The 15265-nt window shown below is 56.9% G+C and carries 19 protein-coding genes; 18 read left to right on the top strand and 1 reads right to left on the bottom strand.

The window, feature by feature from the left end; all coding sequences use genetic code 11:
• The first annotated feature begins 108 nt into the window (after window positions 1-108).
• The 11 genes from B0O95_RS08730 to B0O95_RS08780 all read left to right on the top strand — a co-directional run bounded on the left by B0O95_RS08730 (window position 109) and on the right by B0O95_RS08780 (window position 8818).
• Complete coding sequence (locus B0O95_RS08730; protein WP_076795254.1) at window positions 109-459, top strand: DUF5681 domain-containing protein; 351 nt, start codon at window positions 109-111, stop codon at window positions 457-459.
• 2 nt (window positions 460-461) lie between these two features.
• Window positions 462-1844, top strand: a complete 1383-nt coding sequence (gene terL, locus B0O95_RS08735; RefSeq protein ID WP_104077550.1) for a phage terminase large subunit — start codon at window positions 462-464, stop codon at window positions 1842-1844.
• A 7-nt stretch (window positions 1845-1851) separates the two neighbouring features.
• Window positions 1852-3363: a phage portal protein gene (locus tag B0O95_RS08740; protein WP_233203252.1), complete on the top strand. Its 1512-nt coding sequence runs from the start codon at window positions 1852-1854 to the stop codon at window positions 3361-3363.
• A gap of 49 nt (window positions 3364-3412) precedes the next feature.
• Entirely contained in the window at window positions 3413-4213 is an 801-nt protein-coding gene (locus B0O95_RS08745) for a phage head morphogenesis protein (protein ID WP_158249475.1), read from the top strand.
• Window positions 4210-5514: a DUF2213 domain-containing protein gene (locus B0O95_RS08750; RefSeq protein WP_104077552.1), complete on the top strand. Its 1305-nt coding sequence runs from the start codon at window positions 4210-4212 to the stop codon at window positions 5512-5514. Before B0O95_RS08745 ends, B0O95_RS08750 begins: the two co-directional genes overlap by 4 nt.
• Window positions 5515-5518: 4 nt before the next feature.
• Window positions 5519-6004, top strand: coding sequence for a structural cement protein Gp24 (locus B0O95_RS08755; RefSeq protein ID WP_146064038.1), 486 nt, complete (start codon window positions 5519-5521; stop codon window positions 6002-6004).
• Between the two features lie 112 nt (window positions 6005-6116).
• Window positions 6117-7106 (top strand): major capsid family protein, encoded by a 990-nt coding sequence (locus B0O95_RS08760; RefSeq protein ID WP_233203254.1) that lies wholly within the window; start codon window positions 6117-6119, stop codon window positions 7104-7106.
• 12 nt (window positions 7107-7118) lie between these two features.
• Window positions 7119-7475 carry a hypothetical protein gene (locus tag B0O95_RS08765; protein ID WP_076795237.1) on the top strand — a complete coding sequence of 119 codons (357 nt, stop codon included), beginning with the start codon at window positions 7119-7121 and terminating at the stop codon, window positions 7473-7475.
• 2 nt (window positions 7476-7477) lie between these two features.
• Window positions 7478-7918 carry a DUF4054 domain-containing protein gene (locus tag B0O95_RS08770; protein WP_158249476.1) on the top strand — a complete coding sequence of 147 codons (441 nt, stop codon included), beginning with the start codon at window positions 7478-7480 and terminating at the stop codon, window positions 7916-7918.
• A 46-nt stretch (window positions 7919-7964) separates the two neighbouring features.
• Complete coding sequence (locus B0O95_RS08775; RefSeq protein ID WP_104077555.1) at window positions 7965-8462, top strand: hypothetical protein; 498 nt, start codon at window positions 7965-7967, stop codon at window positions 8460-8462.
• Complete coding sequence (locus B0O95_RS08780) at window positions 8462-8818, top strand: phage collar protein (protein ID WP_104077556.1); 357 nt, start codon at window positions 8462-8464, stop codon at window positions 8816-8818. Before B0O95_RS08775 ends, B0O95_RS08780 begins: the two co-directional genes overlap by 1 nt.
• A gap of 212 nt (window positions 8819-9030) precedes the next feature.
• On the opposite strand, the gene B0O95_RS08785 is transcribed toward B0O95_RS08780, so the two are convergent.
• Window positions 9031-9555, bottom strand: a complete 525-nt coding sequence (locus tag B0O95_RS08785; RefSeq protein ID WP_104077557.1) for a hypothetical protein — start codon at window positions 9553-9555, stop codon at window positions 9031-9033.
• A gap of 87 nt (window positions 9556-9642) precedes the next feature.
• Here B0O95_RS08785 and B0O95_RS08790 point away from each other — a divergent pair, with 87 nt between their 5' ends.
• The 7 genes from B0O95_RS08790 to B0O95_RS08825 all read left to right on the top strand — a co-directional run bounded on the left by B0O95_RS08790 (window position 9643) and on the right by B0O95_RS08825 (window position 15262).
• The gene (locus B0O95_RS08790) at window positions 9643-10182 is read left to right on the top strand and encodes a phage gateway protein (RefSeq protein ID WP_104077558.1); all 540 of its coding nucleotides are present in this window, start codon (window positions 9643-9645) and stop codon (window positions 10180-10182) included.
• Between the two features lie 9 nt (window positions 10183-10191).
• A complete protein-coding gene (locus tag B0O95_RS08795; protein WP_104077559.1) occupies window positions 10192-11685 on the top strand; it encodes a DUF3383 domain-containing protein in 1494 nt (497 codons plus the stop codon).
• A gap of 18 nt (window positions 11686-11703) precedes the next feature.
• Entirely contained in the window at window positions 11704-12150 is a 447-nt protein-coding gene (locus B0O95_RS08800) for a phage tail fiber protein (RefSeq protein WP_076795224.1), read from the top strand.
• Window positions 12147-12590 (top strand): hypothetical protein, encoded by a 444-nt coding sequence (locus B0O95_RS08805; RefSeq protein ID WP_104077560.1) that lies wholly within the window; start codon window positions 12147-12149, stop codon window positions 12588-12590. The genes B0O95_RS08800 and B0O95_RS08805 overlap by 4 nt, the downstream gene beginning before the upstream one ends.
• 334 nt (window positions 12591-12924) lie before the next feature.
• Window positions 12925-14397: a phage tail tape measure protein gene (locus B0O95_RS08815; RefSeq protein ID WP_146064039.1), complete on the top strand. Its 1473-nt coding sequence runs from the start codon at window positions 12925-12927 to the stop codon at window positions 14395-14397.
• Window positions 14394-14921 carry a phage baseplate protein gene (locus B0O95_RS08820; protein ID WP_104077563.1) on the top strand — a complete coding sequence of 176 codons (528 nt, stop codon included), beginning with the start codon at window positions 14394-14396 and terminating at the stop codon, window positions 14919-14921. Before B0O95_RS08815 ends, B0O95_RS08820 begins: the two co-directional genes overlap by 4 nt.
• On the top strand, window positions 14918-15262 hold the full coding sequence (locus B0O95_RS08825; protein WP_104077564.1) for a phage baseplate plug family protein: 345 nt from the start codon (window positions 14918-14920) through the stop codon (window positions 15260-15262). The genes B0O95_RS08820 and B0O95_RS08825 overlap by 4 nt, the downstream gene beginning before the upstream one ends.
• Window positions 15263-15265 lie beyond the last annotated feature (3 nt).

The raw sequence follows: 15265 nt of genomic DNA on the forward strand, positions 1-15265 counted from the left end.
TTTTGGGCGATCTGGCTGCTTGGCTTGTTATATTTTTCCGCCAGGTTCCTTGACGTACCCATTGTAGTTTCATGGTTGAGTCGATAAAACTCCAAGTTTTAAGCAGTTATGGCCCTTAACAGCGCAAGAACAGCAAAAAAACAGCGGGGCAAGCCGTTCGAGAAGGGACAAACCGGCAACCCGAAAGGCCGTCCTAAACGCACGCAGGAAGAATTGGACCTGATCGCCGCGTGCAAAGCCAAAACGCCCGACGCGCTTGAGGCAATCGAATCGATTATGTTGGGTGGCAAGAACGAGCGCAACCGGTTGTCGGCTGCGCTGGCGATCATCGAGCGGGGTTATGGCAAGCCGGTACAGGGCGTGGAACTAGGGGGCACGGGCGGCGGGCCGATTCAAAGCATAAACATGCCTCCAGATAAATTCTGGGAGATCGCCAAGACCATCGCCGATGAGATTTGACTATGCATCCATTCAGCCCGGACGAACACTTCGCGGCTGCAAAGATGGCACAAGCGGATTTGTACTTCTTCTCGCGCTGGATGTTCTATCAGCGCCGCCGGTACAAATGGCTGCGCGGCCCGCACCACAAAGCAATCTGCGATGCGCTAATGCGTGTCTTCTTCGGTAAGGCCAACCGGCTAATCATCAACGTACCGCCCCGATATTCAAAAACTGAACTCGCGGTAGTCAACTTTATCGCTTGGACACTCGGACAGGTACCCGATGCCGAGTTCATCCACGCGAGCTACGCTGCACCACTGGCCGCAAGTAACAGCGCCAACGTGCGCTCGCTCGTGCAGCACGAGGCTTACCAGCAGGTTTTCCCAGCCTGCCGCTTAGCCTCGGATTCGAAAAGCCACTGGAGCACCACCGAGGGCGGCGTGATGTACGCCGCTGGTGCCGGGGGTACGATTACTGGCTTTGGTGCGGGTAAGCACCGCGAGGGCTTTGGCGGCGCAATCATCATTGACGATCCGCACAAGCCCGACGAAGCCAAGAGCGATGTCATCCGACAGGGCGTCATCGATTGGTTTCAGAACACGCTGGAGAGCCGCAAGAACAGCAAGGACACGCCGATCATCCTGATCATGCAGCGCCTGCATGAGCACGATTTGGCAGGTTGGTTGCTCGATGGTGGCAATGGAGAATCGTGGGAGCACGTTTGTTTGCCTGCAATTCAAGCCGATGGCACGGCGCTATGGCCGGAGAAACACACCATTGATGATCTGAGGCGGATGGAGCAGGCGGCTCCCTATGTGTTTGCAGGGCAATACCTGCAACGCCCATCTCCACCGGATGGTGGCCTCATCAAGCCGGACGCAATCACGACAATCGACGCGCTACCTGTGGGCACGATCAAATGGGTGCGCGGTTGGGATTTGGCCGCGACCATCGACGGCGACTATACGGCGGGCGCGAAGCTGGGCAAGCTGGAGGATGGCCGCTTTGTCATTGCTGACGTGGTGAGGTTGCGCTGCGGTCCCGACGAGCGGGACGCGGCACTGACGAACACAGCCGCTCGCGATGGCAAATCGGTGCGCATTAGTCTGCCCCAAGACCCGGGTCAGGCCGGCAAGACTCAGGCGCTATATCTGACCCGCAAGCTGGCGGGCTACGCGGTCACCACCTCGCCAGAATCCGGCGACAAGGCGACACGGGCCGAACCGCTGGCCGCGCAGATCAACGTCGGTAATGTGCTCATGCTGCGCGGTCCGTGGAACGACGCCTTGCTTAACGAAATGCGACTGTTCCCGAATGGAACGCATGATGACCAGGTCGATGCGTGCTCACGCGCGTTTGCCGAAATCATGGTGCACAAGCGCGGCTTCTTTGATCTGGATTAAAACCGACATGTTCAACTGGTTACGACGCAAGGATGAGTCGCCCCAAGCCCCCGAGACCCCAAAGTCCGGGGGCTTTTTCACGACCAAGCACGATCTGCGTGTCGGCCAGACTGAGGCATGGGCACATTTGCAGGCATCAACGTTTCAACGCTCGGTGGCCGATGATTTTTGCGCCGCCGACGTCGGCATGGACGCGAACGAACTTGAAAACAGCGTCAAGCGTATTGCAACGCTCCGACAGGAAAACATGCCAGCCGCGCAGGTCGGTTGGTATGCGTCACAGAGCTTTATCGGCTACCAACTCTGCGCGCTGATTGCACAGCATTGGCTGGTTGACAAGGCATGCGCGATGCCGGGTAAGGATGCGATACGCAATGGCTATACGGTTACGGTCAACGACGGTACAGGAGTTGATGCGGGCGTCATCGACGCAATCCGCAGGGAGGATAAGCGTTTCCGAATCAACCACCACATGCGCGAGTTCGTGCGCATGGGGCGTGTATTCGGCATTCGCATCGCCATGTTCGTGGTCCAGTCAACCGACCCTGAATATTATGCCAAGCCATTTAATCCAGACGGCGTGACACCAGGCAGCTATAAGGGCATCCGGCAAATCGACCCATACTGGGTGGTGCCAGAATTGAACTCGACGGCTATAACCGACCCGACAAGCCTGCACTTTTACGAGCCGACTTACTGGCGCATCAATGGCAAGCCGATCCATCATTCGCATTTGATTATCTTGCGCACTGGCGAAGTTCCGGATGTGTTGAAACCGACCTACTATTACGGTGGCGTGCCGGTGCCGCAGAAGATTTTTGAGCGCGTCTATGCTTCCGAGCGCACGGCCAATGAGGCTCCGTTGCTCGCAATGTCCAAGCGCAGTACGGTCATTCACATGGACGTGGAAAGTGCTGTCGCCAATCAGGCAAAGTTTGAGCAGCGGATGGCGACCTGGGCTCACTATCGCGACAACCACGGCATCAAGGTTGTTGGCACGGAAGAGCAAATCGAGCAGTTCGACACCGCGCTCGCGGACTTCGATGCGGTCATCATGACGCAGTATCAGCTTGTCGCGGCGGCGGCGAACGTGCCGGCCACCAAGCTGCTTGGCACATCGCCCAAGGGTTTTAACGCAACGGGCGAGTTCGAGGAAGCGAGTTACCACGAAGAACTGGAAAGCATTCAGGCGCATGACCTGACGCCTCTGCTGGATCGTCATCACTTGCTGGTCATCCGCTCGGAGATTGCGCCGAAGTTTGGCGTCGCGCCATTTGAGACGACGGTGGCATGGAACCCGCTGGATTCGATGACGGCGAAGGAACGCGCGGAAGTCAACAAGATGGAAGCGGAAACCGGAGCCATCCTGGTGCAGTGCGGTGCCATCGACGGCATCGATGAACGCCGCCGCATCACCCAGGACCCCACCAGTGGCTACACCGGCATAGAGGAAGCCATGCCGGCTGACCCGCCTGATAAGGCGGGCGATGAATTGCTTGAGGATGACGATGGCACGTAAGCTACTGGCCCGCAAAAAGGCAGCGTGGGCGGATCAGTTCAAACCAGCCGTGCTACGCGGCAAGCCGCTGCGCGTGAGTGCTGGCTTACAGGCACGCTATCAGCAGGACCTGGAGCGGCTTGTCGCCGAGATGGCGGCTGCCAGTCACAAAGAAATTGTCGCGCTGTTCGATAGCCCGTCAGCGCAAACCTTCTTTGCGCAGGACGCCAGCCTATCGAGCCAGGCACGCATCGTGGCAAACGCGCTGACCCGGCGTGTACGCAAGCGTTTCGCGCTCAAGGCAAAAGCAATCGTGATGCGCATGGTCGCGGGTGCAGATAAGGCAAGCAGTGCCAGTTTGCACAGCAGCCTACGTGACCTGTCCGGTGGACTGTCTCTCAAAACCACAGCCCTGCCATCGACCGCAAAGGAAATCCTTGCCAGTTCGGTAGCCGAAAACGTGGGCCTCATCAAGTCGATTGCCGATCAGTATCTGGCCGGCGTACAGGGTGCAGTCATGCGTGCAATCACCAGCGGCAACGGGTTACAGGACCTGATCTCCTATCTACGGGAACAGGAAGGCGTGACAAGGCGACGCGCGCGAAACATCGCGCTCGACCAAACGCGCAAGGTCTACAACGGCCTGAACAATGGGCGCTGCATGTCGCTTGGCATAACGGAAGGGGAATGGGTACATAGCAGCGGCGGTATACATCCACGCGAACGCCATCTTGCCTTTGACGGCAAGGTGTTCAATCTAGCGAGGGGCGCGCCGATCGGCCCCAATGGAGCCTATGTGCGACCAGGGGAGGAGCCCAACTGCAAATGCAGCTTTATACCGGTCATTCGCTTTTCCCGAGGTGACGCATGACAAATCGCGTCATCGATACGAACGGCTGGGCCGAAATTCGCGACAACCCGATTTCCAAGGTGGGGGTATTTCCCTATCTGGGCAGATCAATCGGCGCGCCCGAGCCTAACCGCATTTACATGGTCTACCGGCCAGAAGAAGAGTTGGCCGATCCTGCCTGCATTGAATCGTTCAGACTGCTGCCGTGGGTCGATGAACACGAAATGCTTGGCAGCGAAGATACCGGCTATATCGCGCCGGAAAAGAAGGGGATCCAAGGTGTCATCGGCGAGGACGTGTACTACGAAGACGGTGTGCTGAAAGGCAACATCAAAGTCTTCTCCGAATCACTCGCGGCGCTTATCCATAGCGGCAAGCGTGAGCTGTCCGCAGGCTATCGCTGCCAATACGAGTTTATCTGCGGCCAGTACAACGGCCAACGCTACGACGCCATCCAGCGAAAGATTCGGGGCAACCACCTCGCGTCTGTCCACGAAGGGCGCATGGGGCCCGATGTCGCTGTTCTGGATCACATGACATTCACATTCGATGCAAAGGAGTTACTCATGACAAGTACAAACAAGGCAACGGGGCAAGACGAAGACGTGTCGCTCGCTGACGTAGTGAAACAGCTGATTCCGCTGGTGCAGGCGCTGGTCGGTTCGACACCTTCCGCTTCGCCGGACGGCGACATAGATCCATCGGTAATCGGCGACGATGCCCCGACCAAGACGCCGGTTGAAGATGACGATGACACGCTGCCTGCCGAAGATGAAGACGATGATTCACCCGCGGCGAAGGGCGAGAAAGAGACAGAAGACGAGCAAGAAACCGCGCAAGCCATGGACGCGGCAATTAAGGCGCTTCGCACTGCATCCAAGACTGCGCCGAAAACGATGCGCGCGAGCATGGACAGCGCCATTGCCGGATTGCGCAAGGCTTGCGCCGCCGCCCAAACCCAGTCGCAAAAGCCGAGCAAGACGGTAGCGAGCGTTGATGCCGCCGAGGTCAAGGCGCTGCGCGCGCGCTTGGCTCAACTGGAGCGTAGTGCCGCCAAAGGGATCATGAGCGAGATCAGCAAGCGCGATGCGCTGGCTAGCCGCTTGTCCGCTCACATCGGCACGTTTGATCACGCCGACAAGACGCTGGTTGAAGTGGCGCGCTACGGTGTCTCAAAACTCGGTATCGCTTGCACCAAGGGGCAGGAGATAGCCGCGCTCGACGGCTATTTGCACGGTCGCGAGGTCCCCAAACCGGGGCAGGGTATGGATGCGAAGCATCCGACATCGAGCGAACTCGACCAATATCTGCAAGGAGTCTGACAACATGGCTTTCCAAACCACTGTTCGCGCCGACATGGCCTTCGGGGTGCCGGGCGAACTTTTTACCGATGGCCCGGTGCGTGCCGCGCCGTGGACCTTGGTGTCCTCAAAGCCCAACGTGATTGGCCATGCCTATACGCTTGCGGGCGACGGCGTGGCGCAAGTTGGCGGGACAGGGCAGTTTGTGGGCATCCTCGTCCATCCAAAACACTATGCCTCGTATGGTGCAGCAGCAGGTACGCTCACGCCAACGATGGAATTACCCAATCAAAGCATTGGTGAACTGCTCACGATGGGCGAAATCGTGGTGAGCCTGCCTGCCGCCACCGATGTGGGTTATGCGGTTATCTACGACACCAGCACGGGGGCACTGTCCACCATTGAAGAAGATAGCGAGGTACCCAGCGGCAGCGTTGAAGTACCCAACGCGCTTGTCTCGCGCTACCTATCGACGGGGGCGGGATTGGCCGTGATTACACTGACCAACTGAGGCACTGAGCATGCAAAGCAAAGAACATTCGTATATCGGTCCACGCGCAGTACGGCCGCTCAAGCTGTCGAGCGTCGTTGGCTATCAGGACCTGTCCCGTATCGGTATTGGTATGGACGCCGCAACCGTGCACCGCATGATGGCGGCGATGGACGCGGCGCTGGTACCCGGTTTGACTACACCGACAATTACCACGCCCGAGCAGTTCCTACAAAACTGGCTGCCTGGTTTTGTGGCGATCACCACGGCGGCCCGCACGATCGATGAGTGTGTGGGCATTACGACAGCGGGCGCATGGGAAGATGAGGAAGTCGTGCAGGGTGTCATGGAACTCACCGGTACGTCTGTGCCGTATGGTGATTATACGAACGTGCCGCTGTCGTCGTGGAACGTCAACTTTGAGCGGCGCACGGTAGTGCGTTTCGAAGAAGGTATGCGTGTCGGCACGCTTGAAGAAGCGCGCGCTTCGCGGATGAAAGTGAATAGTGCCGAAAGCAAGCGCGAAGCAGCAACGCTGGCGCTGGAGATCAACCGCAATCGCGTCGGATTTTACGGCTACAACGATGGAAACAATCGCACTTATGGACTTTTGAATGATCCCAGCCTGCCTGCGTATGTCACCCTGCCAATGGGTGGGGCCAACTCGACCCAATGGGCGTCCAAGACCTTCCTCGAAATTACAGCAGACATTCGCACGATGGTGGCCGATCTGCGCAACCAGGCGCGTGGCGTGATAGACCCGAAAAAAGAACAACTGACGCTTGTTCTTGGCACGTCGGTCATCGATTACTTGACAGTCACTTCGATTTTTAGCGTGTCCGTGCAGGACTGGCTGACCAAGACCTATCCGACGATGCGTGTGGTGTCTTGCCCGGAATTTGATGCAGCGCATGCGGGCGACAATGTTGCGTATCTATACGCTGAGAGCGTGAGCGATCAATCGACCGACGGCGGTCAAACCTTTGTACAAATCGTGCCGGCGAAATTTCGTGTGCTGGGGATTCAGCAACTCGCGAAAGGCTACGAAGAGGACTATTCCAATGCGACGGCGGGCGTGATGTGCAAGCGGCCGTATGCTGTCGTGCGTCGCACAGGACTTTAACGGAGAGCAATCATGCATTACGTGTATTCGACCGCAACGTGCGATACCGCCTATGGCGTGTGGATCAACAGTGGAAACGACTTGCCGATTCGCACGCGCGCGATCGTGATCAAAGGCGGTGCGGGCGTTGCCAACAAAAACTTAATTACGCCTCGTGGAGTAGTAACGCAGGTGACGGACGAGGATTTGGCGCTGCTTGAAAAGGACGAGGCCTTTCAGCGGCATGTCAAACGTGGCTTTATCCACGTCGAGCGATCCAAAACCGATCCAGAAAAGGTGGCCGCGGATATGACCGGTCGCGATCAAGCGTCGCCGCTGGTACCGCAAGACTTTGCAGAGAAAAAGCGGCCCAAGACGCGGGGTGAGTAATGATGGGTGCGCCCATCCAGTTGGATGCCAGCGCGTTTCGCGCCGCCTTTGCTGCATTCGAGAGCAAAACCGCGTATCCCGACACCGCGCTTTCGGCAACCTGGACGGCGGCAACGTGCTATGTGAGCCCAAAGGATTATGGACATCTACAAGGTGATGACCGAGTCCGTGCGCTGAATCTGATGACGGCCCATCTCCTTGCGCTGGCGGACATGGTGAAAGGCGGTCAAACGCCGGGTATGGTGTCCACCGCAACCGTCGACAAGGTGCAAGTCACGCTCACTCCGCCGCCTGTTAAGTCGCAATGGCAGTGGTGGTTGTCGCTCACTGCCTATGGACAGCAGCTTCTCGCTTTACTGTCGGCCGCGGCGGCAGGCGGCTTCTATGTTAGCGGACTGCCGGAAGGATCGGCGTTTCGCCGCGTGTACGGCATCTATCCCTGATGCCTAGGCCGCCTGATCGGGTGGCCCTATTTCCGAAGTGAAACCAATGGTCAAGGTATTACGTAAGCCTGGCCCCGGTGGCGCGCGTCTGCATCAAGCGTTGCAAAATATCGGAGGCCATATCGGCAAGGTTGGCTGGTTTGAGTCTTCTAAATATCAGGACGGTACACCGGTCGCCTATGTAGCCGCGATCCATGAGCATGGCGTGCCCGAAAAAGGCATCGCGATGCGCGCGACGATGCGCCCAACGGCCCAGGCACAACGAGCGCAATGGGCAAAACTAGCACAGCAGGGCTATACGGCGGTGTTTCGTGGTACGGACTCGCCAGCCGCAGTCATGGAGAAGGTGTCGGCCAAGGCCGCTGGCGATATTCGCCGCGCCATCTCGCGAATCCGCACACCGCCGTTGAAAGTCGCCACCGTCAAGGCGCGCTTGCGAGACAAAAAACAAGGTCGCGTTGTCTCGCTGACAGCCGCTAAACCGCTGGTCGATTCCGGTGTGCTCCTGAATACGCTAACCCATATCGTGGAGGACAAGTCGTGATGCCAGGCTCTAATTTGCTCGGTCTTGCGTTGTCCGTGATCGGCAAGCAACGTGTCGAGTATTACCGATTCTTGGGGCGCGAGACCAACGATGTGGGCATTGACGTGAACCGGTATGCACCACCTGTACCCTTGTACGGCAGCGTGCAGGCCGTGGACCGAAATTTGTATCAGTACCTTGGTCTCGATTTCCAGAAACGGTACATCCGGCTTTATGCGTGTGCCGAACTACAGGACGTGGCCCGCGACCGATCGAGCGATCAGATCGAGTTTGCCGGTCAGCGCTATCAACTGCTGTCGGATGCGGACTGGTTCAACATCGACGGTTGGGACGGCGCACTCTGCGTACAAATTTGATTTTGGAAAAACGCCAATGGCTTATATTAATGATCAATATGGCTCGTATGCATCGCCGCGCCTTATCTCATGCGCTGCGCTTGCCGACTTCGACGCATTTTTTACTTTTTATCTTGATTTGCCGATTGACCTTCCTGAAATATGGGTGCGCGTCACGGACAGCATGCTTACCACTACACATTGGAAAAGGCGGGAGCCACCGGTTGTTGGATTTATGAAGTTGTCACGCGTATTGACACAAGCGCCTGGTCTATCCAGGTATGTAGTGCGTGAATTCCGGCCGGCAGATGATGCGCCCCCAGATCGATCAGTTTGTCGGCAATTGTCTGAATTGATCGAGCCGGCAAGTTACGAATTGCTTCAGCGAGAGCAGACCGTTCTTCCGGGCTATGAGAAGATGATTTTTCGACCCGCTCCATGAGAAGTGCCCGAACAGACTCCTCGTGAATCTTGATAGTTACGACACCAAGAATGGCCGACAGACCTCCATCATCGGCGAGAAAGTCCATGCCTCTGGCTGTGATGCGAGGGGGCTCAAATATCCAGTCCCCATTCAAGCCATATCGAACACCACCAATCACTAGCCCAAGCTCGTCAAGATAGGCCATATTGGCGGCGTATTTTGCATCTGCCTCCGCATTACTGTCTTCAAGTATCGTCTGCACACGGCACGATTGGGGGTAACACTCGGAAAGTATCGTCAAAAGTTTTCGTTGATATGCACGATCCAGTTTCATGCGTCCCCCCTTTTTGCGGTCGGTTGATGAGGTCAAAGGGTCTCTATTTTCTCATGATTGTAGGCGTGCTTTTCCGAACGGTACCCCATGACAGATAACCAACTGTTCCGCATCCTGCTGCCGTTGATCCGTGACGGGCTGCGCGCGAATGGCATTGCCGACATTGCCATCAAGCAGCAGTATCAGCCGACGCAACAAGGCACGCCAAGCGGCCCGGTGGTGTTCTTGAACAAAATCGGCGATTACCGATACGGTTTCCCGCAGCGCAAAAGCGTCTGGGATCGCGAAGCCGGGCAGTTCGTCCATACCGAGTCGGTGTGGATGCAAACTGCGTTCCAAGTGAACGTACTTGCACCACAAGACCCCAAGCAGCCTGATTTGCTGACAGCATCCGATCTGCTGAACCTGGTCGCGTGCATCCTGCAAAGCGATACTGCGCGCCACACGTTGCACTCGCATCAAGTCGGCATCTATCGCGTGCAAGACATTCGCCACACTTATTTTGCTGATGACCGGGATTGCTTCGAAGCCAGCCCGTCATTCGATTTCATCCTCACTCATTTGCGCACGCGGGCCAGCCGGGCTCCATCGGTTGACGCGTTCGAGACAAACATTCGTTGCATCTAGGAGCCACTGATGGCAATTCGATTTCCCAAGTACGTTGACGTGACGTCGGGCGTCGGCGCAGCGGCCGGTGTGCGTCGGCGCGATCTAATCGGGCGTTTCTTTACGACAAATATGCTGCTGCCGCCGAAAACGGTAGTCGAGTTCGATAACCTCGATGATGTCGGGCGCTATTTTGGCACGGCCTCGGAGGAATACGCCCGCGCATCTTTCTATTTCGGCTGGATCTCAAAGAACATTACGCGCGCGCAGAAAATCAGCTTCGCGCGCTGGGTCGATGCCGCCGTCGCGCCGATGATCTTTGGGGCGGCAGTGACTGCGCCATTGTCTCGATTCCAAGCTGTGACAGCTGGCGAGTTGACAATACAGCTTGGCACAGATATTCATTCCGTATCGCCGTTGTCGTTCGCGGAAGCCCTTAGCTTTGCCGACGTGGCATCGGTTTTACAAGCAGCCATTCGTGCCGCAGGTGCGGGCCCCCTTTGGGAGGGTGCAATTGTCTCGTTTGATGCGCGGAAAAATGGCTTCCATTTCACAACCACCAGTACGTGTGCCAATGTAAAGGTCGCTGTCCTGTCCGGCACGATCCATACTATGCTGGGTTGGGATGATCGCGCTGTCTACGCCGATGGAGCAGTCGCCGAAACGGTTAGCGATGTGCTGGCCGCTTCGACTGAGCTATCCAACAATTTTGGCTCGTTCACATTTCTGCGGGCCTTGTCGGCAGCCGAGACCGAGGAGGCGGCAAAATGGAACGCGGCGCAGAATGTGATGTACCAGTTCCACACGCGCGTCCTATCTGCCGATGCGGCAGCCTACTATGAAGCGCTCAAAGGTTACGCGGGGACCGGTTTGACGCTCATTGGCGCGAGCGGCGAATATCCCGAGCAGCTTCCGATGATGATTCTGGCCGCCACCGATTACAGCCGCCGTAACTCGGTTCAAAATTACATGTTTCAGCAAGCGGCGCTCACGCCCAGTGTGACGACGACGCCCGAATCGGATCGGTTGGATGCATTGCGTGTGAACTACTACGGCCGCACGCAAACGGCTGGTCAAGTGCTCGACTTCTATCAGCGCGGCGTGCTGATGGGTGGCGCCACCGCGCCGACAGACATGAATGTCTACGCGAACGAGCAATGGCTCAAAGATGCGGCCGGCAGCGCCATCATGGAACTGCTGATGTCGCTGGCGAAGGTATCGGCCAACGTGCAGGGACGGGGCCAACTGATCGCGACGCTGCAAAGCGTGATCAATCAGGCGCTGCTCAACGGCACGATCAGCGTCGGCAAGGATCTGAACAATACGCAGCAGCTGTACATCACCAATATGACGGGTGAAGCCGACGCGTGGCGGCAGGTCCAGACCATCGGTTACTGGCTCGACTGCGTAATCCAATCCATTGTGACGCCAGACGGACGCACCGAATACAAGGCCGTTTACACCCTCATCTACAGCAAAGATGATGCCATCCGAAAAGTGGACGGAAACCACGTCTTGATTTGATCCAGACCAGGAGTAACGATGGAAAACATCTCGGGCTTCGGCCTTGTGGTGCAGGTATGTGCATCTAAAACGTTTCCCGCCGGTTTTACGGTCACGCAGTTCGCCGACGATGGCGATCCGTTCGACATTCCGAGTATTCAGGTAAACGACAAGGCGATGGGGCTCAATGGCGATTTGATTGTCTGGTCCAAAGCCAATCCGATCACAGTGACGTTGAACCTAATTCCAGGGAGTGACGACGACAAGAACATGTCGATCTTGCTTGAAGCAAACCGGGTCGGACGTGGTAAGCAGAGCGCAAAAGACGAAATCACGATGGCAGCAATCTACCCGGACGCCCGCATACTCACGCTGACCAAAGGGGTGATCACTGACGGCATGCCTGCCAACAGTGTAGCCAGCGCAGGGCGGATGAAGAGCAAACCGTACATCTTTGCTTTTGAAAACCGGACGGGAACATCATGAGCGTATTACTTGAACCCAAGGAAATCTTGATCAAAACGATGGCGGGTGAGGATCGCCCCTACATCCTGTCGAAATTTCCCGCCGTCGCAGGTCGCGAGATCGTTTCGCAGTACCCGATCAGTGCGGTGCCGAAACTCGGCGACTACAAGACCAACGAAGCACTCATGTTAAAAATCATGGGCTTCGTGGCGGTGCCTCTTGACAATGGCGAATTGCGACTATCGACCGCCGCGCTGGTTGACAACCATGTGCCGGACTACGAGACGTTGATGAAAATCGAGTTCCACATGATGGACTACAACACGTCTTTTTTCTCAAGCGGAAAGGTCTCGACTTTCTTAGGCAATGTCGAGGGCAAGGCGACAGCGTGGATTTCCAAAACGTTGACGCACTTGTTGGAGCGATCCTTTCTGAAGGACGTGCCACGCTCCAGGAATTGAGGACAGTCTACACGCTGGAGGATGCTTTCATTCTCTGGGAGAGCATTGCGATCCCTCGCTACAACGAATGGCTTGCCGCCGAGCACGCCAAACGGACATCGAAATGAGCATTCTTGAAACGTTCTACATTCTGTTCGATTCGGACGCGAAGGAGGTCAAGCAAGGGGCGCAAGAGGCCGAAAAGGCGACCGAGCAGCTTGAGAAAAAGATCAAGGGAGCGGATATGGCGGCCACCCAACTTGGCAAGTCGTTCAAGTCGCTAATCGGGGCGGCCACCGGTGCGATTGCTGGTGCTTTTTCAGTGGGCGCGATGGTATCCGGCGTGGCGCGCGCAGTGGCCGACACCGACGCGCTCGGTAAGAGCGCCGACGCACTGCGCGTCGAGGTCGATACGCTGCACGCATGGAGCGAAGCGGCCAAGCGTTGCGGCGGCAGTGGCGAGGCATTTAGCAAAACGCTCACTAGCCTGAGTGAAAAAGTTACTGAACTGGTCAAAACTGGCAAAGGTGACATTGGCCCCTTGCTGCAACGGCTCGGCGTGCAGTTTCGTGATCTGAACGGCAACGCCAAGACTACACCTCAGCTGCTGCTGGAAGTCGCCCAATCGTTTGAGCGCTTAAACAAAACGGAATCCGCCGAATTAGGCAAAAAGATGGGGCTGGACGACGCCACCATCGCTCTGTTGCAGAAAGGGCGGCAAGCGCTCGAAGAACAAATCAAGCGGCACAAAGAGTTTGGCGTTGTCAACAAGACCGATGCTGAAGCGGCAAAGCAATACGCCGAGCAACTCGGCAAGGCCAAGATCGCCTTATGTGATCTCGGGCAGGTATTCCAGTACATGTTCACGAGCCTCTCGACCACAGTGCTGCCCGCCCTGACGTGGTTGCTGAGAAAGTTCGAAGCGCTCACGGCCTACCTGGCAGACCATAGCGACCTAGTAAAAGGATCCTTAGTCGGACTGGCGCTGGTACTGACGTCGCTGTACCTGCCTGCCATCTTGAGCGCCGCCACCGCGACATTCGCGCTGGTCGCGCCCTATCTGCTGATCGGCGCGGCCATTACAGCGGTCGGTGCGCTGTTCGCGCTGGCCTACGAAGACGTGATGGCGTTTCTCGATGGCAACGACTCGCTGATCGGCGAGATGGCGAAACGCTGGCCAATTATTGGCGAAATCGTGCATGGGGTTGCGGATGTGTTTTCGTTCCTGTTTGATCTGGTGAAGGCTGGACTGATCTTCATTACCGATCTGATTGACAATCCTGAGAAAGCATTCGAGCGCTTCTCGACGAATGTGCGTGCCGCGTTCGACAAGCTGTTGAGCAAAATACCTGCCCTTAAGCCGGTCATGAACTTGATCGGCGATGTATTTTACCAGGTCGGCCACACCGTCAAAGCCACGTGGAACGGGATCGCCGCAGCGATCGAAACCGTCATCGGCGCCGCCTCACGCGGCTTGAAGATCATTAGTAGTGCGCTGGGGCAGGTGAAATCTTTTCTCGGTCTTGGGGACGCCGCACCATTGCAAGGTGGAGCAGTATCCAAGGGCGTAGCGGCCGCGGATCGTGCTGGCGTCATCGCCGGCAAACAGGCGCTGGCCGTCACCTCAACGCCGCTGGCGGCACAGACCTCAGCCAGTATCACGCACGCAAACCGCAGTGTGAGCAAGAGCATGAATGTGCAGACGGGACCCATCACGATCCATACCCAAGCCACGGACGGCGATGCGGTCAATCAGGCCCTCAGCCGTAGTTTGGGGCAAGAATTAAGTACGACATTGAATCATTTTGATGACGGAGTGGCAGCGTGATCGCCGGATTCATTCCGACCGCCGCCGTCGATGTCGTCGGCGTGTTCGATGCAGGCTTTCAGCAGCTTTTTGGCGACGCGCGGCCGATAAAGGCGACGGTCAAGGAAGCGTCCAAGGTAATGGAACATCCCATTGAATCGGGCGCAACGATGACCGACCACCGGATCATCTTGCCGGTTGAGATCGAGTTGAAGATGATGCTGGCCGGGGCAACATATCGGGACACTTATCGGCAAATCCGCGAGATGTTCCAGAAGGGTGAACTCCTGACGGTGCAGACGAAGGCGGGCAGCCACGCCAACATGCTGATCGCAGAAATGCCGCATGAGGAAGAGCCTGATGCCCTCGGCACCCTCGTGCTCACGCTGAAGCTTAAGGAAGTGCGGGTCGTCACGGCACGATACGAAAAACTGTCCGTCCGGAAAGTCAAGGACAAGACACACGCATCCACCGTGCAGCGTGGCGAGCAATCTGGCAAGCCCGCAAAAAGAAAAGCGTCCACGCTTCACGACATCTTCGTTTGAAGCAATCTTTGTTTGATGCAATCGCCATGATTCAAATTCCACTCGATGCGATCCCTAATCAATCGCTGTCGATTCGGCTCGATTCACGCCGCTATGAAATCACGGTCCAGGCCACATCTGGGGTGATAGCCGCGACGATTGCCCGTGACGGCGAGATGCTTGTGCAAGGATTGCGGTGCGCGGCCAGTACGCCACTGTTGCCTTTTCAGTATATGGAAGACGACGTCGGGAACTTCGTGTTTTTGACGGAGGATGAGGAATACCCCGACTACACAAAGTTCAACAGCACGCATCAACTTGTATACCTCAGCGGTGCCGAGCTTGCGCAGGTTCGCCTGTGAAGC

The sequence above is a fragment of the Mycetohabitans endofungorum genome (assembly GCF_002927045.1).
Classification (GTDB): Bacteria; Pseudomonadota; Gammaproteobacteria; order Burkholderiales; family Burkholderiaceae; genus Mycetohabitans; species Mycetohabitans endofungorum.

What these genes read in the sequence shown, in the direction of transcription:
- B0O95_RS08730 (WP_076795254.1), top strand. Translation starts at nt 109, where the DNA reads ATGGCCCTTAACAGCGCAAGAACAGCAAAAAAACAGCGGGGCAAGCCG.
- terL (WP_104077550.1), top strand. Translation starts at nt 462, where the DNA reads ATGCATCCATTCAGCCCGGACGAACACTTCGCGGCTGCAAAGATGGCA.
- B0O95_RS08740 (WP_233203252.1), top strand. Translation starts at nt 1,852, where the DNA reads ATGTTCAACTGGTTACGACGCAAGGATGAGTCGCCCCAAGCCCCCGAG.
- B0O95_RS08750 (WP_104077552.1), top strand. Translation starts at nt 4,210, where the DNA reads ATGACAAATCGCGTCATCGATACGAACGGCTGGGCCGAAATTCGCGAC.
- B0O95_RS08755 (WP_146064038.1), top strand. Translation starts at nt 5,519, where the DNA reads ATGGCTTTCCAAACCACTGTTCGCGCCGACATGGCCTTCGGGGTGCCG.
- B0O95_RS08760 (WP_233203254.1), top strand. Translation starts at nt 6,117, where the DNA reads ATGGACGCCGCAACCGTGCACCGCATGATGGCGGCGATGGACGCGGCG.
- B0O95_RS08765 (WP_076795237.1), top strand. Translation starts at nt 7,119, where the DNA reads ATGCATTACGTGTATTCGACCGCAACGTGCGATACCGCCTATGGCGTG.
- B0O95_RS08770 (WP_158249476.1), top strand. Translation starts at nt 7,478, where the DNA reads ATGGGTGCGCCCATCCAGTTGGATGCCAGCGCGTTTCGCGCCGCCTTT.
- B0O95_RS08775 (WP_104077555.1), top strand. Translation starts at nt 7,965, where the DNA reads ATGGTCAAGGTATTACGTAAGCCTGGCCCCGGTGGCGCGCGTCTGCAT.
- B0O95_RS08780 (WP_104077556.1), top strand. Translation starts at nt 8,462, where the DNA reads ATGCCAGGCTCTAATTTGCTCGGTCTTGCGTTGTCCGTGATCGGCAAG.
- B0O95_RS08785 (WP_104077557.1), bottom strand. Translation starts at nt 9,555, where the DNA reads ATGAAACTGGATCGTGCATATCAACGAAAACTTTTGACGATACTTTCC.
- B0O95_RS08790 (WP_104077558.1), top strand. Translation starts at nt 9,643, where the DNA reads ATGACAGATAACCAACTGTTCCGCATCCTGCTGCCGTTGATCCGTGAC.
- B0O95_RS08795 (WP_104077559.1), top strand. Translation starts at nt 10,192, where the DNA reads ATGGCAATTCGATTTCCCAAGTACGTTGACGTGACGTCGGGCGTCGGC.
- B0O95_RS08800 (WP_076795224.1), top strand. Translation starts at nt 11,704, where the DNA reads ATGGAAAACATCTCGGGCTTCGGCCTTGTGGTGCAGGTATGTGCATCT.
- B0O95_RS08805 (WP_104077560.1), top strand. Translation starts at nt 12,147, where the DNA reads ATGAGCGTATTACTTGAACCCAAGGAAATCTTGATCAAAACGATGGCG.